19 protein-coding genes are annotated in these 15,614 nt (G+C 45.0%); 8 read left to right on the plus strand and 11 right to left on the minus strand.

All coding sequences use genetic code 11. The features are described from left to right. Position 1: 1 nt before the first annotated feature. The 8 genes from ACXACM_RS19580 to pspA form a co-directional block, all read right to left on the minus strand. The gene (locus ACXACM_RS19580; RefSeq protein WP_474823921.1) at positions 2-748 is read right to left on the minus strand and encodes a phosphoadenylyl-sulfate reductase; all 747 of its coding nucleotides are present in this window, start codon (positions 746-748) and stop codon (positions 2-4) included. Beyond that, entirely contained in the window at positions 741-2,459 is a 1,719-nt protein-coding gene (cysI, locus tag ACXACM_RS19585) for an assimilatory sulfite reductase (NADPH) hemoprotein subunit (protein ID WP_474823923.1), read from the minus strand. The genes ACXACM_RS19580 and cysI overlap by 8 nt, the downstream gene beginning before the upstream one ends. Next, positions 2,459-4,279, minus strand: a complete 1,821-nt coding sequence (locus ACXACM_RS19590) for an assimilatory sulfite reductase (NADPH) flavoprotein subunit (protein WP_474823925.1) — start codon at positions 4,277-4,279, stop codon at positions 2,459-2,461. The genes cysI and ACXACM_RS19590 overlap by 1 nt, the downstream gene beginning before the upstream one ends. Positions 4,280-4,467: 188 nt before the next feature. Further along, positions 4,468-5,241: a TIGR04219 family outer membrane beta-barrel protein gene (locus ACXACM_RS19595; RefSeq protein WP_474823927.1), complete on the minus strand. Its 774-nt coding sequence runs from the start codon at positions 5,239-5,241 to the stop codon at positions 4,468-4,470. A 3-nt stretch (positions 5,242-5,244) separates the two neighbouring features. Beyond that, entirely contained in the window at positions 5,245-6,237 is a 993-nt protein-coding gene (locus tag ACXACM_RS19600; RefSeq protein WP_474824424.1) for a DUF2333 family protein, read from the minus strand. A 112-nt stretch (positions 6,238-6,349) separates the two neighbouring features. Continuing rightward, complete coding sequence (locus ACXACM_RS19605; protein WP_474823929.1) at positions 6,350-6,682, minus strand: hypothetical protein; 333 nt, start codon at positions 6,680-6,682, stop codon at positions 6,350-6,352. Next, on the minus strand, positions 6,682-6,885 hold the full coding sequence (locus tag ACXACM_RS19610; protein WP_474823931.1) for a PspC domain-containing protein: 204 nt from the start codon (positions 6,883-6,885) through the stop codon (positions 6,682-6,684). The genes ACXACM_RS19605 and ACXACM_RS19610 overlap by 1 nt, the downstream gene beginning before the upstream one ends. Before the next feature lie 64 nt (positions 6,886-6,949). After that, entirely contained in the window at positions 6,950-7,621 is a 672-nt protein-coding gene (gene pspA, locus ACXACM_RS19615) for a phage shock protein PspA (protein WP_474823933.1), read from the minus strand. Positions 7,622-7,947: 326 nt separating this feature from the next. On the opposite strand from pspA, the gene ACXACM_RS19620 reads away from it, so the two are divergent. After that, positions 7,948-9,111: an alpha/beta hydrolase-fold protein gene (locus ACXACM_RS19620; protein WP_474823935.1), complete on the plus strand. Its 1,164-nt coding sequence runs from the start codon at positions 7,948-7,950 to the stop codon at positions 9,109-9,111. Between the two features lie 312 nt (positions 9,112-9,423). Here ACXACM_RS19620 and ACXACM_RS19625 read toward each other — a convergent pair whose 3' ends face one another. Both ACXACM_RS19625 and dusA read right to left on the minus strand, forming a co-directional pair. Beyond that, positions 9,424-9,711 carry a hypothetical protein gene (locus tag ACXACM_RS19625; RefSeq protein ID WP_474823937.1) on the minus strand — a complete coding sequence of 96 codons (288 nt, stop codon included), beginning with the start codon at positions 9,709-9,711 and terminating at the stop codon, positions 9,424-9,426. Between the two features lie 200 nt (positions 9,712-9,911). Beyond that, entirely contained in the window at positions 9,912-10,886 is a 975-nt protein-coding gene (gene dusA, locus ACXACM_RS19630) for a tRNA dihydrouridine(20/20a) synthase DusA (protein WP_474824426.1), read from the minus strand. 273 nt (positions 10,887-11,159) lie between these two features. On the opposite strand from dusA, the gene ACXACM_RS19635 reads away from it, so the two are divergent. The 5 genes from ACXACM_RS19635 to ACXACM_RS19655 all read left to right on the plus strand — a co-directional run bounded on the left by ACXACM_RS19635 (position 11,160) and on the right by ACXACM_RS19655 (position 12,857). Next, positions 11,160-11,288 carry a hypothetical protein gene (locus ACXACM_RS19635; protein ID WP_474823938.1) on the plus strand — a complete coding sequence of 43 codons (129 nt, stop codon included), beginning with the start codon at positions 11,160-11,162 and terminating at the stop codon, positions 11,286-11,288. Positions 11,289-11,363: 75 nt separating this feature from the next. Beyond that, entirely contained in the window at positions 11,364-11,555 is a 192-nt protein-coding gene (locus ACXACM_RS19640) for a hypothetical protein (protein ID WP_474823940.1), read from the plus strand. Beyond that, on the plus strand, positions 11,545-11,844 hold the full coding sequence (locus ACXACM_RS19645) for a HipA domain-containing protein (protein WP_474823942.1): 300 nt from the start codon (positions 11,545-11,547) through the stop codon (positions 11,842-11,844). Before ACXACM_RS19640 ends, ACXACM_RS19645 begins: the two co-directional genes overlap by 11 nt. 6 nt (positions 11,845-11,850) lie before the next feature. After that, the gene (locus ACXACM_RS19650) at positions 11,851-12,033 is read left to right on the plus strand and encodes a hypothetical protein (protein WP_474823944.1); all 183 of its coding nucleotides are present in this window, start codon (positions 11,851-11,853) and stop codon (positions 12,031-12,033) included. 314 nt (positions 12,034-12,347) lie between these two features. Then, positions 12,348-12,857 (plus strand): hypothetical protein, encoded by a 510-nt coding sequence (locus tag ACXACM_RS19655; protein ID WP_474823946.1) that lies wholly within the window; start codon positions 12,348-12,350, stop codon positions 12,855-12,857. 781 nt (positions 12,858-13,638) lie between these two features. Here ACXACM_RS19655 and ACXACM_RS19660 read toward each other — a convergent pair. Then, on the minus strand, positions 13,639-14,058 hold the full coding sequence (locus ACXACM_RS19660) for an acyl-CoA thioesterase (protein ID WP_474823947.1): 420 nt from the start codon (positions 14,056-14,058) through the stop codon (positions 13,639-13,641). A gap of 286 nt (positions 14,059-14,344) precedes the next feature. On the opposite strand from ACXACM_RS19660, the gene ACXACM_RS19665 reads away from it, so the two are divergent. Both ACXACM_RS19665 and ACXACM_RS19670 read left to right on the plus strand, forming a co-directional pair. After that, positions 14,345-15,052: a Crp/Fnr family transcriptional regulator gene (locus ACXACM_RS19665; protein WP_474823949.1), complete on the plus strand. Its 708-nt coding sequence runs from the start codon at positions 14,345-14,347 to the stop codon at positions 15,050-15,052. 214 nt (positions 15,053-15,266) lie between these two features. After that, positions 15,267-15,575 (plus strand): c-type cytochrome, encoded by a 309-nt coding sequence (locus tag ACXACM_RS19670; RefSeq protein WP_474823951.1) that lies wholly within the window; start codon positions 15,267-15,269, stop codon positions 15,573-15,575. Positions 15,576-15,614: the final 39 nt, after the last annotated feature.

Here is a 15,614-nt window from a genome sequence, read left to right on the forward strand (position 1 = left end):
ATTAAATGCCATCACCAAACTCGTGCAGGCCGCATTCTCGCTTAAGCCCGAAGAAGCGCGTGTCCTGTTCGCTCATCCCTTCTTGCAGAGACTGGGTTGTGTGCCAGTCACCGATGGAAACGTAGCCCTCTTCCCACAATGGATGGTATGGAAGCCCGTTATCCTTCAGGTAGTAATGTAAGTCTTTATTCGTCCAATCGATAATGGGATACATCTTGTATTGATTGCCAACCTTCTGCAATACGGGCAGTTTTTCCCGGCTGTCAGACTGACTGCGGCGCAATCCGGCAAACCAGGTGTTAGCCTGCAGCTCCTTCAGAGCGATTTGCATTGGCTCAACTTTATTCATCCGGTTGTACTTCTCAATCCCTTCAAGACCCTGCTCCCACAACCGTCCAAAACGCGCCTCCTGCCAGGCAGGAGAAACAGGGTTCCGATACACGTGTAAATTAAGGGCCAGCTTTTCCGTTAACTCATCAATAAAACGATAAGTTTCCGCAAACAGATAACCCGTATCTGTTAACACCACGGGAATATCTGGCTTGGCCTGGGTGAGTAAATGCAGCATAACCGCAGACTGCGCCCCAAAACTGGACGACACGATAGCATTCCCTGGTAAGGCATGTAACGCCCAGTGAATACGGGCAACCGCATCCATGGTTTCCAGAGTTTCATTTATCGCTGCAATGTCTGAAGCACTCGCCTCTAACGAAAGAGACGAGGGCAACGCTATTAAGGTATCAGTCATAGAAATCTCTTGCTGAATCGATGACAGGTGCAATAACGCCAGCGCGCACTACAAAGTCACCAAAGGCTTCGTTATGCTCTCTTTCCTTCGCCCATCGAGCGACAAGGCTTTCCAGTTCAGCGAAGATTTCATCTTCGCTAATGTTTTCTTTATACATCTTGGGAATGCGAGTACCTTCGCGATTACCGCCAATATGAAGATTGTATTTTCCCGGTCCTTTGCCAACCAGACCAACTTCAGCCAACATTGCGCGCCCACAACCATTAGGGCACCCGGTAATGCGGAAGATAATGCTGTCGTCCTGAAGGCCCTGCTGAGCAAGGATCTGATCCATCCGTCCCACTGCTTCAGGCAAATAACGCTCGGCTTCAGCCATGGCGAGTGGACATGTGGGTAAGGCCACACAAGCCATAGAATCGAGCATTTGCTTAGACGTATTATCCTCAATAAGACCGTGTTCACGGGCGATCTTCTCGATGGCATCTTTTTGATCTGCCGGCACGCCTGCCACGATCAAGTTTTGATTTGCAGTCAGCCTGAAATCGCCCTGGTGAATTTTGGCAATTTCTTTACAGCCGGTTTTCAAAGGCTTGCCCGGAAAATCAAGAATACGACCGTTTTCGATAAATAATGTGAGGTGATACTTTCCGTCGATCCCTTCTGCCCAACCAAAGCGATCGCCACGACTCGTAAAAGTATACGGACGGCTTTCTCCAAAGGTAACTCCAGCGCGTTTTTCCACTTCAGCTTTGAAATTCTCAACCCCGACTCGCTCTAGCGTATATTTGGTTTTGGCATTTTTTCGGTTAACACGGTTCCCCCAGTCGCGCTGAGTTGTCACCACGGCTTCAGCCACAGCCAGTGTGTCTGCCAGTGAAATAAAACCAAAATCAGACGCTTTGCGTGGATACGTCGATTTATCACCATGGGTCATCGCCAGGCCGCCACCAACCAGCACGTTGAAGCCCACCAGCTTGCCGTTGTCTGCAATAGCGACAAAGTTAAGATCATTGGCATGCACGTCAACATCGTTTTGTGGTGGAATTACTACGGTAGTTTTAAATTTACGGGGTAAGTAAGTGTCGCCCAAAATCGGCTCAACTGGCTTTTCCGTGGTTTCCACTTTCTCGCCGTCTAACCAAATTTCCGCATACGCCCGGGTTTTAGGCAATAAATGCTCACTGATTTTCTTCGCCCATTCGTACGCTTCAACGTGCAACTCTGATTCAATGGGATTAGAGGTACACAGTACGTTGCGGTTAACATCACCAGCAGTAGCAATGGAATCAATTCCTGTGCTGTTTAAGGTTTGATGCATTAATTTGATATTCGGCTTTAACACACCGTGAAACTGGAAAGTTTGACGGGTAGTAAGACGAATGCTGCCATAGATAGAATGATCTTCAGCGAATTTGTCAATCACCAGCCATTGCTCTGGAGTAATAATGCCTCCCGGCAAGCGCGCGCGCAGCATCACGTTGTGCAGTGGCTCAAGCTTTTGTTTAGCCCGCTCTGCGCGAATGTCTCGATCATCCTGCTGGTACATGCCGTGAAAACGGATCAACTGAAAATTGTCAGCAGTAAAGCCGCCGGTCAAATCGTCTTTTAAGTCCTGGACGATTGTGCCACGTAAATTGTCGCTTTCGCGTTTCAGACGTTCATTGTCGGCAAGTTTGCCCTCAACAATGAAAGGCGATTTTTCAGTACTCATTAATAAACATCCTTCTGATAACGTTTGGCTTTACGCATAGCAACAAGATACGCTTTTGCGTCTTCTTCTGATTTTCCGCCGTGTTCGCGAATAATCGCCAACAGTGCTTCCTCAACGTCTTTTGCCATATGCGTCGCGTCACCACACACGTAAAAGTGTGCACCGGACTCCAGCCATTCAAACACCGCTTTACCGTTTTCCAGCAAACGATGTTGAACATAAATTTTTTCTTTTTGATCTCTGGAAAAAGCCAGGGTGATTTTGTCGAGCAAACCCGACTTTACATAACCCTGCCATTCAACCTGATACAGGAAATCCTGGGTAAAATTAGGGTTGCCGAAGAACAGCCAGTTTTTACCTTCCGCTCCTTGTGCATCGCGTTCCTGCATAAAAGCGCGAAACGGCGCAATGCCCGTGCCCGGACCTACCATGATCACAGGAGTATCCGGGTTTTCAGGTAAGCGGAAATGATCATTTTTCTCGATGTATACCGCAATATCGCCGCCTTCTTCCAAGCGCTCACACAAATAGCTTGAGGCGCCGCCCTGATGACGTTTTCCAAATGCTTCATAGTCAACGTGGGCAACAGTAAGATGTACTTCTTCGTCAACTTCAGCCTGACTGGACGCAATGGAATACAAACGAGGCGTCAGTGGACGCAACGCATCTACCAATGCCTGAGCGGGGACGCTTGCAGCGTGCTCCCGGATAATATCCACTATCTGTCGCTCGGCCAGATACGTGCGCAACTGGGCAGGCTCAGCTAGCAGAGCAGCGAGTGCTTCAGACGAGGTCGCAGCCTGATAAGCCTTAACGAACGTGGGATAACTTAGTGTCAGTTCCAGCTTACTGGTAAGCGCCTCGGTAAGCGTGCAGGATTCGCCCGCAACAGTGACCTTGTCGTCACCATTTGTACCGGTTAAAGAAATTACTTCCTCAACCAGTGCCGCACTGTTATTAAACCAAACACCAAGTGCGTCCCCAGCTTGATAAGAAATGCCTGAGTCTTCCAGACTTATTTCAATGTGACGAATGTCTTTTACTGAATCCCGGCCTGTAATTTTCTGTGACTCGATCAAGGTGGCCGTAAACGGCGATTTTTTGGTATACACAGATTCTGCAGCCGACGATACCGCTGCCACAGGCGATGGGGCTTGAGCGCTACTCGCTCCGGCGAAATCGGCTTTCAGTGCAGCAATTGCCTTTTCAGACCACGCTGCCACAGCATCTTCATAGTCAACGTCGCAATCCAGACGCGGTGCGACCGGGGTTGCACCCAATTTACTGAGACGCTCATCGAAGTCCTTACCAGTCTGGCAGAAAAACTCATAGCTGCTGTCGCCTAAACCGACAACTGCGTATTTAAGTCCAGCTAGTTTGGGCGCTTTCTTGCCACCAATGAACTCGTGAAGTTCAATGGCATCATCGGGCGCATCACCCTCTCCATGTGTACTCACGAAAACGACAACATGGGTTTCACTTTTGAGTTGACGAGGCTTGAAGTCAGCCATGCTAACCAACTTGCTGCTGTAACCAGCAGCTTCCGCCTGGGCGTGAAATTGTTGTGCGACACCTTTTGCATTGCCGGTTTGAGAACCGAACAGCACAGTCAAACTGGCACTGCTTTCATTCGCGCTGGGCGTGACGCCTGCCACAGGGGCAATAGCTGCACCCTGCGCTGCAGCCATGCCGGCAGCATACCCACTCACCCAGGTGAGCTGATCTTTGTTTAATCCAGCAATGGCTTGCGTTATCGCATTCCATTGGGTTTCATTGAGCACCGCACCGGGCGCTTGATTTTGATTAGAATTCGCTGACATAAACCATAAGCCTTAGTTAATTGCCAACAAGGCTATAGGCTTTCTGCTATAAGCGAAAAGAATTAATCACACTTTTTTATTCTCTAAAGTTTTTAAAAAAGTGAAATTAATAGCAAATACAACAAAACTAATAAAAAAACCCGGTCAAATTAATGCCGGGTTTTTATGCTTAACCTGTGAAGCTGGGTTTAAAAATGAATTTCAATACCCGCGAAAGGCCCATCGAAAGTCATGTCTGCGTAGATATCGTCGAGGTCTTCGATGTCAATATCCACACTTCGATAACCCGCTTGAATCGTCATATCAATTGCCAGGCTTTCAATAAAGGAGTAAGTCAGGGCAATTTGATAGTCGCTTAGCGTGTGGTCGTCAAAAGATAAATAGCTGCCTTCTGCATAAGCACCTAAACCAGTGAACGGCAGGCCTACCTGCAAGCGCGAATATGCCATCGGCACAATACCAGAGAAGTCCTGACTACTTTCGGTATTACTACTTGCATCGATTGCATAAATGGTGCCGTCGACATACTTTCCGTTTATACCAAGGTCAAAACTAACCAGGTCATTATCAAAAAGCTCATAGTACAGAATGAAATCTGTCGTCGTTAATTCCGTCTCTGTGTAGAGTTCTGTACCCGCTGTGTACAATTCTCCATCAAAAGTAAACGCGCTTTGCAACGTTGTGTTGCCGTTGCTGTCCAGTGACGTGTGGTTTACCTTAATATTTGGAAGAAAAGGGATCGGATGCTCAAGCGCAGCATAAAAAGCAGTATTCGCCTGACTGTCAAAATTAAAATCAGCCATCGTACTGCCATCAGAGAAGGTTCCATTGTCAGCAAAGCCTCCGGAAGTACTTGTTCTCCAACCTTGTGCACCGACATAAAGCCCTGCCAGGGTGTCCGCCATTACCGGTGATGCAGATAAAGCGGCCGTGGTCACTACCGCCATAATGCATTTTTTCATGAATTATCCTTGATTAAGAAGTTCGGTCAGTTCGATTAATGCTGCATTAGCACGCGAAATATAGTTTGCCATTACCAATGAATGGTTGGCCATCATGCCGAAGCCATCACCGTTTAGAATCATTGGACTCCACACAGTTTGTTGCGTAGCTTCCAGTTCACGGATGATTTGTCGAAGACTAACGAGAGCATTCTTATCTTCCAGAACATCGGCAAACTCAATTTCAACAGCTTTTAAGAAATGCAGCAAGGCCCAAGTAGCTCCTCTGGCCTCATAAAAATTGTCGTCCAGCTTCCACCAGCTTGTTTTTAATACCCGCTCAGACACAACAGGCGTAGATTGCCTGGCGTTTCGCTGACCAGCCAAATCTGTATTTACAGTCGCAGAACCAACACTGGCACTTAACCGTTGAGAATAACTTCCAAGTCTCTTTTCTACTTGTTTAAGCCAGTCGCGAAGATTATCAGAACGTGTATAAAACTGACTTTCTCCTAGCGTTGGGTCTACCAACTCATTGCGATACAGAAGTAAATTTTTAATCCCTTTTCGATAAGACGATTCTGCTGACGGCAGCGCCCAGTTTCTATTATTTACGTTAAACTCCGGTTGGGCCTTCATCAGGTTCGGATTTTCTATCGATTGTGACTGGGAGCGGCTGAAATCCTTGCGCATGGCCAGGGATAAATCGCGCACCATTTCCAGCGCACCGTATTCCCAAGCTGGCATATTGTCTAAGAAAACGCCGGGAGGCATAACATCATTCGACAAATATCCACCGGTTTTATCGAGCAAGGTTTCTGAAACCAGAATAAGTGTAGAAGTTACTGTATATCCCGGGATGTCAACGTGGGATTGATCTGCGGCTGTTTCGGCAACCCGCTGCTTCACGTTAAACGTGTCTGGTTCGACACTCCAGAATACACCGATCAGCCAGAAGATGAACACGAGTAATAAAATGATACCCGAGATAGACTTGGTGTTTATATTTGCTTTTATGCTCAACGTCAGTTTCCTTCTCTTATAAACAAATGAGCGTATAAACGCTCATTTATAACGATGTTGTCTGCATGTTAGCACCCTATTTACGTTTTTTCTCGTTAAATAGCTATTACGACGTGATTCTAGAGTGCTGTCCTTTACGGTAAATCCAGAAGCCCGCGCAAACCAAGGCGACAGGCCAAATGGCGCTGATGCCAGCAAAGACAAGTGCTGCAACGCAAGCGAAGATGGCAAGGGCTATGGTACCAAACACACTTAGCGCAACGATTACGCCCACCAGCACAAACACGACACCCACAATAGAGAAAGCAAACAAATTTTCTAGCGGTGATAACATGTTATCGCCCATCATCAGGTGAATGCCCCACCACTCGGAAAATAGATTACCAAACGAATACGCCAGTAATATGCCAATAAATATCGCTATCAGTGCATTTTTCATTACACCCACCTCGGCAGTAAAAAGGTGGCTGCAACATAAGCAATGAGTGCTGGCACACTTACCATCACCAATGCAGCTACCGCAGCAACGCGTACCCACATCACATCAACAGACAGGTATTTGGCTAACCCTGCGCAAACCCCACTGATCATGCCGTTATTGGTATCGCGGTAAATTCTTTTATCAGTTTCCGGAAATTTCATGTCACTTCTCCTGTCTGTATATATGTAGAGCTGTTGCTGCGCGCTTAATGGCGCAGCATTTTATTTAGGCAGCACGTTTCTTCTTGAGAGCTGCAAGCTCTTGCTCAATAGCGTCGTTGTCTTCCAAAGCTTTAAATTGTGCATCCAGTGACGCCGCTTCTGTTGGGCTTCCAACGACATCGTAAGCATCCACCTGTGCTTCAAGCTGGTCAATACGCTGCTCGTAGCTATCAAAGCGTGCCATGGCGTTGTCAACGTCTGAACTATACGTAACTGAACGCACTTTCAGGCGCACACTGGCATTGTGCTTTCTGGAAACCAGCGACTTCTGTTTCGCCCGGGCTTCTGATAGTTTTTCCTGAAGGCGACCAGTGTCTTCCTGTACTTTGCTTAGCATCTCGCTGATTTGCGCTTTCTGCTCAGCGATACAGCTTAACTTATCGGCAAAGCTATTTTTTTGTACCAGTGCAGCCCTGGCAAGCTCGTCTTTACCTTTGTCCATTGCCAATTCTGCTTTTGCCATCCAGGCACTTACTTCCTGTTGCAACTTTGCAGCCTGACGGTCAAGATGCTTTTCTTCGGCCAGATATTTTGCGGCCACCGAACGCATTTCAACCATAGTCTCTTCCATTTCCTGGATAATAAGACGAATCACTTTTTCAGGATCTTCCGCTTTATCCAACATGGCATTGATGTTTGACTGTACGATGTCCGACATACGTGAAAACATACCCATTTTCTCTCTCCTTCACTTGATCAATAGTTTTTTTTAATTACTTCAATACATAATCAATGAGTGTGCCAGAAATTCAAACATTTGATTTAAATGACTTTATTCAACTTTTCTGTTAATAGCAGCCACATCAATAAAGGCTAAAAACCACAATATGGTTAAATTAACCACACAAAGTAGTTATTCTGACCAACACCACAAACAAGTTCCTTCTCTGTTATTTAAATTAAAATGGCGTGGTGGTCTCTAGGAGTAAAAGAAAGCTTCTAAATAATTGCATACCGAGCTCTGGAAAGTTGCTACAGTAGAAGAAAACGACAAGGATAAATATGAATTATTTCAGATGGTTGTTAGCTGTATCAGTACTTGTTTTATCGTTTCCAGGCCTGGCTAAGGAATACGAAGTGGTGAATATTGATTCGGCGGTACTTAAGGAACAACGGCAATATCAGGTTTTGCTGCCAAAGAATTATTCAGCCACATCGCAGCGCTACCCTGTTATTTACCGGCTCGATGGTGCTGACAACATCCCTCTGATGCAACAGGTACTTGGCAGATTACGAGAAAGTCACGCGGCACCTGACGTTATCATAGTAGCTATTGAAAATACCGACAGACTCCGCGATATGTACCCCACAGTTAATCAGGATAGAAATGGTCCCGTCGGCGTGGGCGGTGGGGCTGAAAAGTTTCTTGCATTCATTGAGCAGGAGCTGATCCCCGATGTGGATAAGCGATACCGTACACACTCAACACGCATTATCGCTGGAGCCTCAGCTTCCGGCGTGTTTAGTTTGTATGCCATGCAGCAACGTCCAGGGCTATTTGATGCGCATATCGCTTACAGCCCTGCGGTATGGTGGAACGCGGGGGCAATGGTAGAACGAACGAAAAAGTGGCTTTCGACTCAGCCATCTGAATCTACCTATGTTTATATGAACATGGGTAACGAAGGACTGCCAATGCGCCCCTACTATGATGAGTTATTATCTGCTTTTTCGACCCATGAAAGCCGTAACATAAGGTTGATTGTTGACCACCACCCTGGGGTCTCACATGGATTAACTTCCACGGCTGGTATCTTTTATGCGTATCAGTCATTTTTCATGAGCAAAGCGTTCCCTCGGGAAAATGTCACCTCCGATATGCAAGTAATTGACGATTACTACCAGCGGTTAGGGAAACAGTGGGGGGTAGAGCCAACGCCACCGGAAAACGTGGTACGCGAGCTAGGTTATTACTTTAACTGGCAGCAGCAACCCGATTTAGCCATGCAGTTGTTTATGCACAATATGTCACATCACCCGAACAATCCTGACGCTATTACTGGCGTTGTATATGGTTACGAAAGACAGAAAAAGCTCAGCAAGGCTCTGATCTATGCCAAACAAGCACTGGCTGTCGCTACAGAAGATCTTCCTTACTACGATTATTTTGTCGAAAACGTTAAACGCCTGGAGAGCAAAATTCCAGCGACAGAAAGCGCGAAATAATTCGCGTTTTCCCTGTGTGATAAAGGGTTATCTGCTCACAAGCAAGTGAGGGCTGACACCAAGCTACCATTAAAAGACATCGTAATTATGGAATTCGGTGATTAAGAGAGTAACGATGAAAGCAGTAGATGAATTGAATTTTCACTAATGAGCCAACGGCAGTTTCATACACATTTGAGCCATCTAGCGTGACATTTTTTTACTAAAAAACGTGTAGAAAAGAAAACAGGCAATCAATAATGTGATTGCCTGCAACTTCGAATATGGCGTTTAAGCGAGTGACATCCACTAGTGTGGATTAAATACAACATATTACTCGTCTTCAGACTGTTGGGATGCACCTTGTGTCACCTTGCCACTATCTGCAATATCAGTGACGCTAACAGACCCATGATGTTCTTCACCATCTAATGCGAAGTGATAAGTAGCATTCGATACTGACTGTTGAACGCTTGCCTTAATTTCACTTCCAGCCACGGTCACTGCGCGTTCAACCATGTGACTTAGAAAAGATTCCAACGGGCTTTCCTGAGCCATAGCTGAGGTAACGATAAATGATGAAGACAATACCAAACTTGCTGCTAACATTTTAAATTTCATTTTTTATTCCTCTGTTAAGTGTTGTGATAGAACGCCTTGTTTGCGTTTGATACAGGTATAGCGAAACCTGTGCCAACCAGAGAATTATTTTTAAAGCAATGAAATTATTGATATTTTTTTAAAGCTACTAACAAAGACGAAAGCGAACAAAAAACAAACAAACCAAACTATGGTTAATTTGACCAGCCAGGGTCGTGATTTTAACCAACCTTTGTTTCAGCAAATTTTTCTGCATTTGCCTGTGCCTGTTCAACTTGCTCTAACGCATTGCTCAACAAGTGTGGATCAGGCGATTTGCCCGTGCCATTCTGACTTAAATAGCGTCGCCAGATGCGCCCACCTGCCTGGCCCTGAAAAAGTCCCAGCATATGCCTTGCAACATGCCAGGGTTTAAACCATTCATCAGTTTGTCTTTCAATGTAAGCTTGCATCGTATTTACCAGCTCGGCCCTGCTGGGAAGAGGCGATGGTGAGTCGAATAATGTTTGACTCACAGAGGCCAGCAAATAAGGATTGGTATACGCTTCTCTTCCAACCATCACGCCATCAACGTGCTGCAAGTGACTTTGCATCTCTTCGAGGGTTTTGATACCACCATTAATGCTTATGGACAGTTCCGGGTGCGCTTGTTTTAACTGATACACCCGCGGATAATTAAGAGGCGGTATTTCTCGGTTTTCTTTCGGGCTCAACCCTTGCAACCAGGCCTTCCTGGCATGCACGATAAAGGTGTCACAACCCCCATTGGCAACAATATCGATAAAGCGGGCGAAACCCTCGTATTCGTCCATATCATCTATGCCAATACGACACTTAACCGTCACGGGGATATCAACCACTTTTTGCATTTCACTAACGCATTTTGCAACCACTTCAGGCTGCGCCATCAGGCATGCTCCAAAAGCACCGTTCTTTACACGATCTGACGGACAACCAACGTTAATATTGACTTCATCATAACCACGCTGCTGCGCCATTTCCGCACAGCGTGCCATATCAGTTGGGTCGCTTCCTCCCAGTTGCAAGGCAACGGGATGCTCTTCATCGTTAAAGGCTAAATAATCGCCTTTCCCGAAAATAAGTGCGCCTGTTGTCACCATTTCAGTGTACAGCAACGCCTCTTTAGACAGTTGACGAAGGAAGTATCGACAGTGTCTGTCTGTCCAATCCAGCATTGGAGCGACAGAGAACCTTCTGTCGATAGCCGAATGAGCCGCAGCTCCATTTAAATTTTTTACATCAGCCACTTACGGCATCCTTTAGAAAAATTCTGAAACTTCTAAGTTGAGCATTTTCAACAAATATGGTCCCTTTTCAGGGAACGCGGTGCCCAAATGGTGGAGTAATTTTCCGCTTTGGCGCACCCTCTTCATTGGGTCAAATAAGATGCTAATATTAGCATAACTAAGGGGACGAGAAAAAATGGAGTTTCCTAAGGGGAATCACTAATGTTAATTGTTGCTGTGATCCCTCACCGAGGCACACCTAACGTATTTGGTATTTCTCATGAAGTAGAACTTATCGATATTGCTCACACAGTATATCAGGGTACACAGGGCACCAGAGGTTTGCAGTAAAGTGTGTGATTCATAATGAAATCGCTTCCCTAGACTCTTACTTAGCGCATTAAAAGTAAATTATAGCTGACTTATATGAGTAACCTTGCCAAACCACACAGAACAGGTAGAGCGGTTAAAGCAACTGTGATGCCTAACTTATCAGAACGCTTTACCCCGACTCAGCTCGCTGAGGCGATCACTGCAAAGCGAACGGGTATTAAGCTGTCTCTCGTAGATGTATCTGAAGCATTGTCTATTTCAAAGCCTACGCTGGATGACCTTTAATATTTTAGTGCGTAACTATGATTCTCACGGTAAGAACATCAGTTTCTTTGTGGGTAATCAGGGTTTACGTCTTACGCCATTTTACGATTTATTAAATATTGAGGCCATCATTCGAGAGATCCAGGCAAGGCAAGCTGATGAATACGCTAATACGCCAATGGCAAACCATTTCGCGATGTCGATAGGTGAATACGGTGCTGGCAGTGCTGGTAATTTTAATCACCCGTCTACTGCTTATATGTTGGCAGATTTCGCCAATGAATTTGGTCTATCACTCCCTCGTCTGTAATTGTTGATGAAGCAAATGATCAAGCAAGTGCAAGCATCTGTTGATTTAGCCAAAGCTGATGCACTTAAACAGCAGTTAACTAATTCTGAAATACAGCATGTTGATACCTGTATTCAAATCATTGATGAATCAGTTGAAGAGCTAAGTGCAGAAGTGGATCGAATAACGGCAATGAGCGACTTAATTTAGTATGGATGTCTGGCTATTCCTGGCTATTTCTGTTTATTTCATTAAAGTGGAGTGACAATAGGTAAACAACGAAATTTGCAACTAAAGATTAAACCTTAATAAATCAGTGTTTTAATCATCTTTTTACTTAGAGTGCACCCTTTCCAGCATTGGCGAGACAGAGAAGCGGCGGTCGAGGGTTTTTTATCGCAGTATTCAATGTAAACCTTTATATCTAACTAATAACCAGGCCGCCAGATAAAAATTCATAACGAAATTCTTTTTAAATCCCAGCGTTTACGCTTCCAAAGAGTTGAAAACATATCCGGGTTCATATGACAGACTTTGAAAATGCCCTCCACCAAAAAACCAATAGACAATACTGGCTTGTGGGGATGCTGGCTGCGAGCGCAGCACTTCTCCTTGCGACTTTTAGCTACACCTGGTTCAACTTTGAAAGTCTGTACGACCCTTATCGCAGCGCGTATCCCCGGGCCAGTACGGTGTTTTCTCCTTTTAATATGATTGTAGTCGGTATCGTATGTGTGGTTAATGGCATCACGTTCGCGCGTCTGAAAGGTGCTCGTGAGCGCCTGGCATTAGTTGCATTTATGCTTATTTGCCATTGCGATACCGCGCTACTTTCTGATACCTATAGCTCCTTGTTCGCACGTTTTTTGAATGCAGCTGGCTTGCCTGGAGGTTATTCTTTATCGTCATTGAGAAAAATGAATATGCGTCATTTTATGGTGGTATCAGCCCCCATCAACCGCACTATTGCCAGAAATAAGGCAGAATGGATCGCACTTAGTCGGACGACAGTTTTTCCCCCTGAAGCCCAGTGAACAATTGTGACTTTTGTTGGTTATCCCTTGGATTACACAGACAAATCCAAGCAGCAATGGACCAGGACAGTACCAGAGCTATCAGTTTTTCGCTATCCACCGTGAAACCGGTTCACTGTTAAACAGCGCTGCCTCGGCCCCAACCCGAAGTAAAAAACGGTGGCCTGATATCGTATGTGCTGTTTAAAGTAAAATGGAAAAGAAATAGCCGACATAAAATGGGCCGATAAATATCTGCTAGCGCAAGGCAAGGTGCTAATCCGCTAGCGCCTTGCCACTTAGCTTTGGAACTTTATTGAAATGCCAAACCAGCAATGGCGGACAAGCCGAATGTAAAGAAAAAGTAAATTCTAATTAGGCTTTATCTTTCAAAGGAAAATATCAGCGAACAATGTGTTCTAGCTGGCTGGCAAGTCCTCTTCAAGATGGAAAAGTACGGTGAATTTTGCTAGCAATATTGGCCAGACCAATGACATTTTTTTAGTAAATCATATTTCGAAAAGCGCAAACTCCACGGACAATAGAACACACACCGCGATAATAAAACTGTACATATTTGGGTCTCTTATAACATCTCCCACCCATAAACGAAAACTTAGAAATTTTGATTTACCCTGTGTTTTTAGCATGAGAATTTCCCCGCAGTATAGCTGGTGTAAGAATGACACCGCAAAGCTGATGCTTTTTCATACTAAACAGAAAAAAAATTACCTGTCTTTGACATTTATCATGGCAGAAGAATATTTGGGCAAACGTGAAAACATTTTTTTACCGGCAACAGTTATTTCCAATCAAGATTTAATGTAGATAGCTCCCTCAGCGTCTGCGCTTCGAGGATTTCCAAGGTTTTACCATGAGCAACAGGTCGGCGTGACTTATTATCAATTCTCACAAACACGATATCATCAGCCTGGCAAATTGACTTCTTTGTAGCTTTATTTCTTACCAGGCAGCTAACGGTAATGGAACTGCGACCAACGGAAGTTGTCTTCAATCCGAATTCTACTACGTCACCCTGCATGGCCGGACTTTCAAAACTGATAGCACCAATGTGTTTTGTCACTAAGCTATTAGTCTCTAGTTGACACGCCGCATAGATCGCAGCTTCCTCGTCAATCCATTCGAGTACGCGTCCACCGAATAGAGCATCTGCATAGTTTAAATCGTTTGGCATTACCAATCTACGGGAAAGAAATCTCATTACACACCTTAATTCTATTGATATAACTTTATACATTAATTGAAACCAGCGTTGCGCACAACGGAAATTAAAGCATTTTCGCTTGCCCCAACTTGGTGCTTCAGCACAAAAAAAAAGCATTGACATATCATTATGTTTTAACATATTAATAACAACATTGGCGCAGGCTAAGGTTTTACTTGATAGCAGCGGACTGTTAGAGACTGGCGCAAATAATGCTTTATCCTGAGTAATAAAAAATTTGAAGATCGCAGTACTGCAATAATTACCCGAACGAGGTGTACACATGTCAACCATTTTTGTTCCAAAGCATATTAGACCTATGCAGCCCCAACATACCTATAGCGGTAGCGTGTTGTTTCACGACATGACATGTACTGAACTGGAAAAGCTAGACACGTGTGCAGAGCAAACACGGTGTGGCTCAGGCGACTATCTGTTTCAGCAGCATGACAATGCCCTAAATATGTATAATGTCATCAGTGGTACAGTGTCCATTGAGCGCGTATCAAAGAGTGGACGACGACAAATTCTCGGTTTCCTTTTTCCTGGTGATTTTGTGGGAGTGACTAGTTCCCCCTATTATGATTATGCTGTGCGTTGTTTGACAAAAGCCGAATTTTACCGGTTTAACCGTAAAAAATTGGTTAGTTTGTCCGAAGAAGTGCCTCACCTGAAGTCCAATTTGTCAGAAATAAATTCCCGTATTTTAAACCGTACCATTGATCAGTTGTACATTCTGGGGCAGAAGAAGGCCCATGAAAGACTATGTTTCTTGTTTATGCACTTGCTCGAAAGACTGCCGGGCGCAAGACCTGACCGCATCGAATTATATATGACCCGTCAGGATATTGCCGATTTCCTTGGCCTTACAACGGAAACGGTGAGCCGTTCACTGGCAAAGCTGAAGCAAGACAAGCTGATTGCTGTACCTTCGTTAAACCAATTGCAGATCTTGGACATGGAAGCAGTCAGTGAAATGGCCTCAACCTGATATTTCATTCCCTTTAAGCAGAGCAGTGTAAAAAGCACCGCTCTGCTGCCCGCCTCTTTTTTGATATTAGTCATAGAGTCTGACGGACGGTCTTCATACTATCTAACACAGAAGCAACCGCTCATATATTAAGAATTGTCATTCAGGTTTTCTTGGCCCTGTGATTTAAAAACAGAAGACTGACAATAAATGAGCCCGAAGACTGGAGTAACCTATGAAACAAGCTAAGCATGTCCTGCTTGCAGCCATTATGTCATGCACAGTTAGTATACCTGCTATTGCTGCGGATGCCGAAGAAGGGAAAAAAAGAGCTGCCATTTGCGCCAGCTGCCATGGTGCTCAAGGGATCAGCCCGAGCCCTTTATGGCCGAACTTGGCTGGTCAAAAAGCCCCGTATTTGGAGAAGCAACTGAAAGCATTTCGTGACGGGACGCGCAAAGATCCCATGATGAGCCCTATGGCAAAGCCATTGTCAGATGAAGATATCGCTAATATTTCCGCCTACTTTGCTGCAATTAAATAATGCTAAATTGTACCGGGTCTTCAACAGATCCGGCATCCT

The sequence above is a fragment of the Alteromonas sp. AWQ4_252 genome (genome assembly GCF_056158205.1).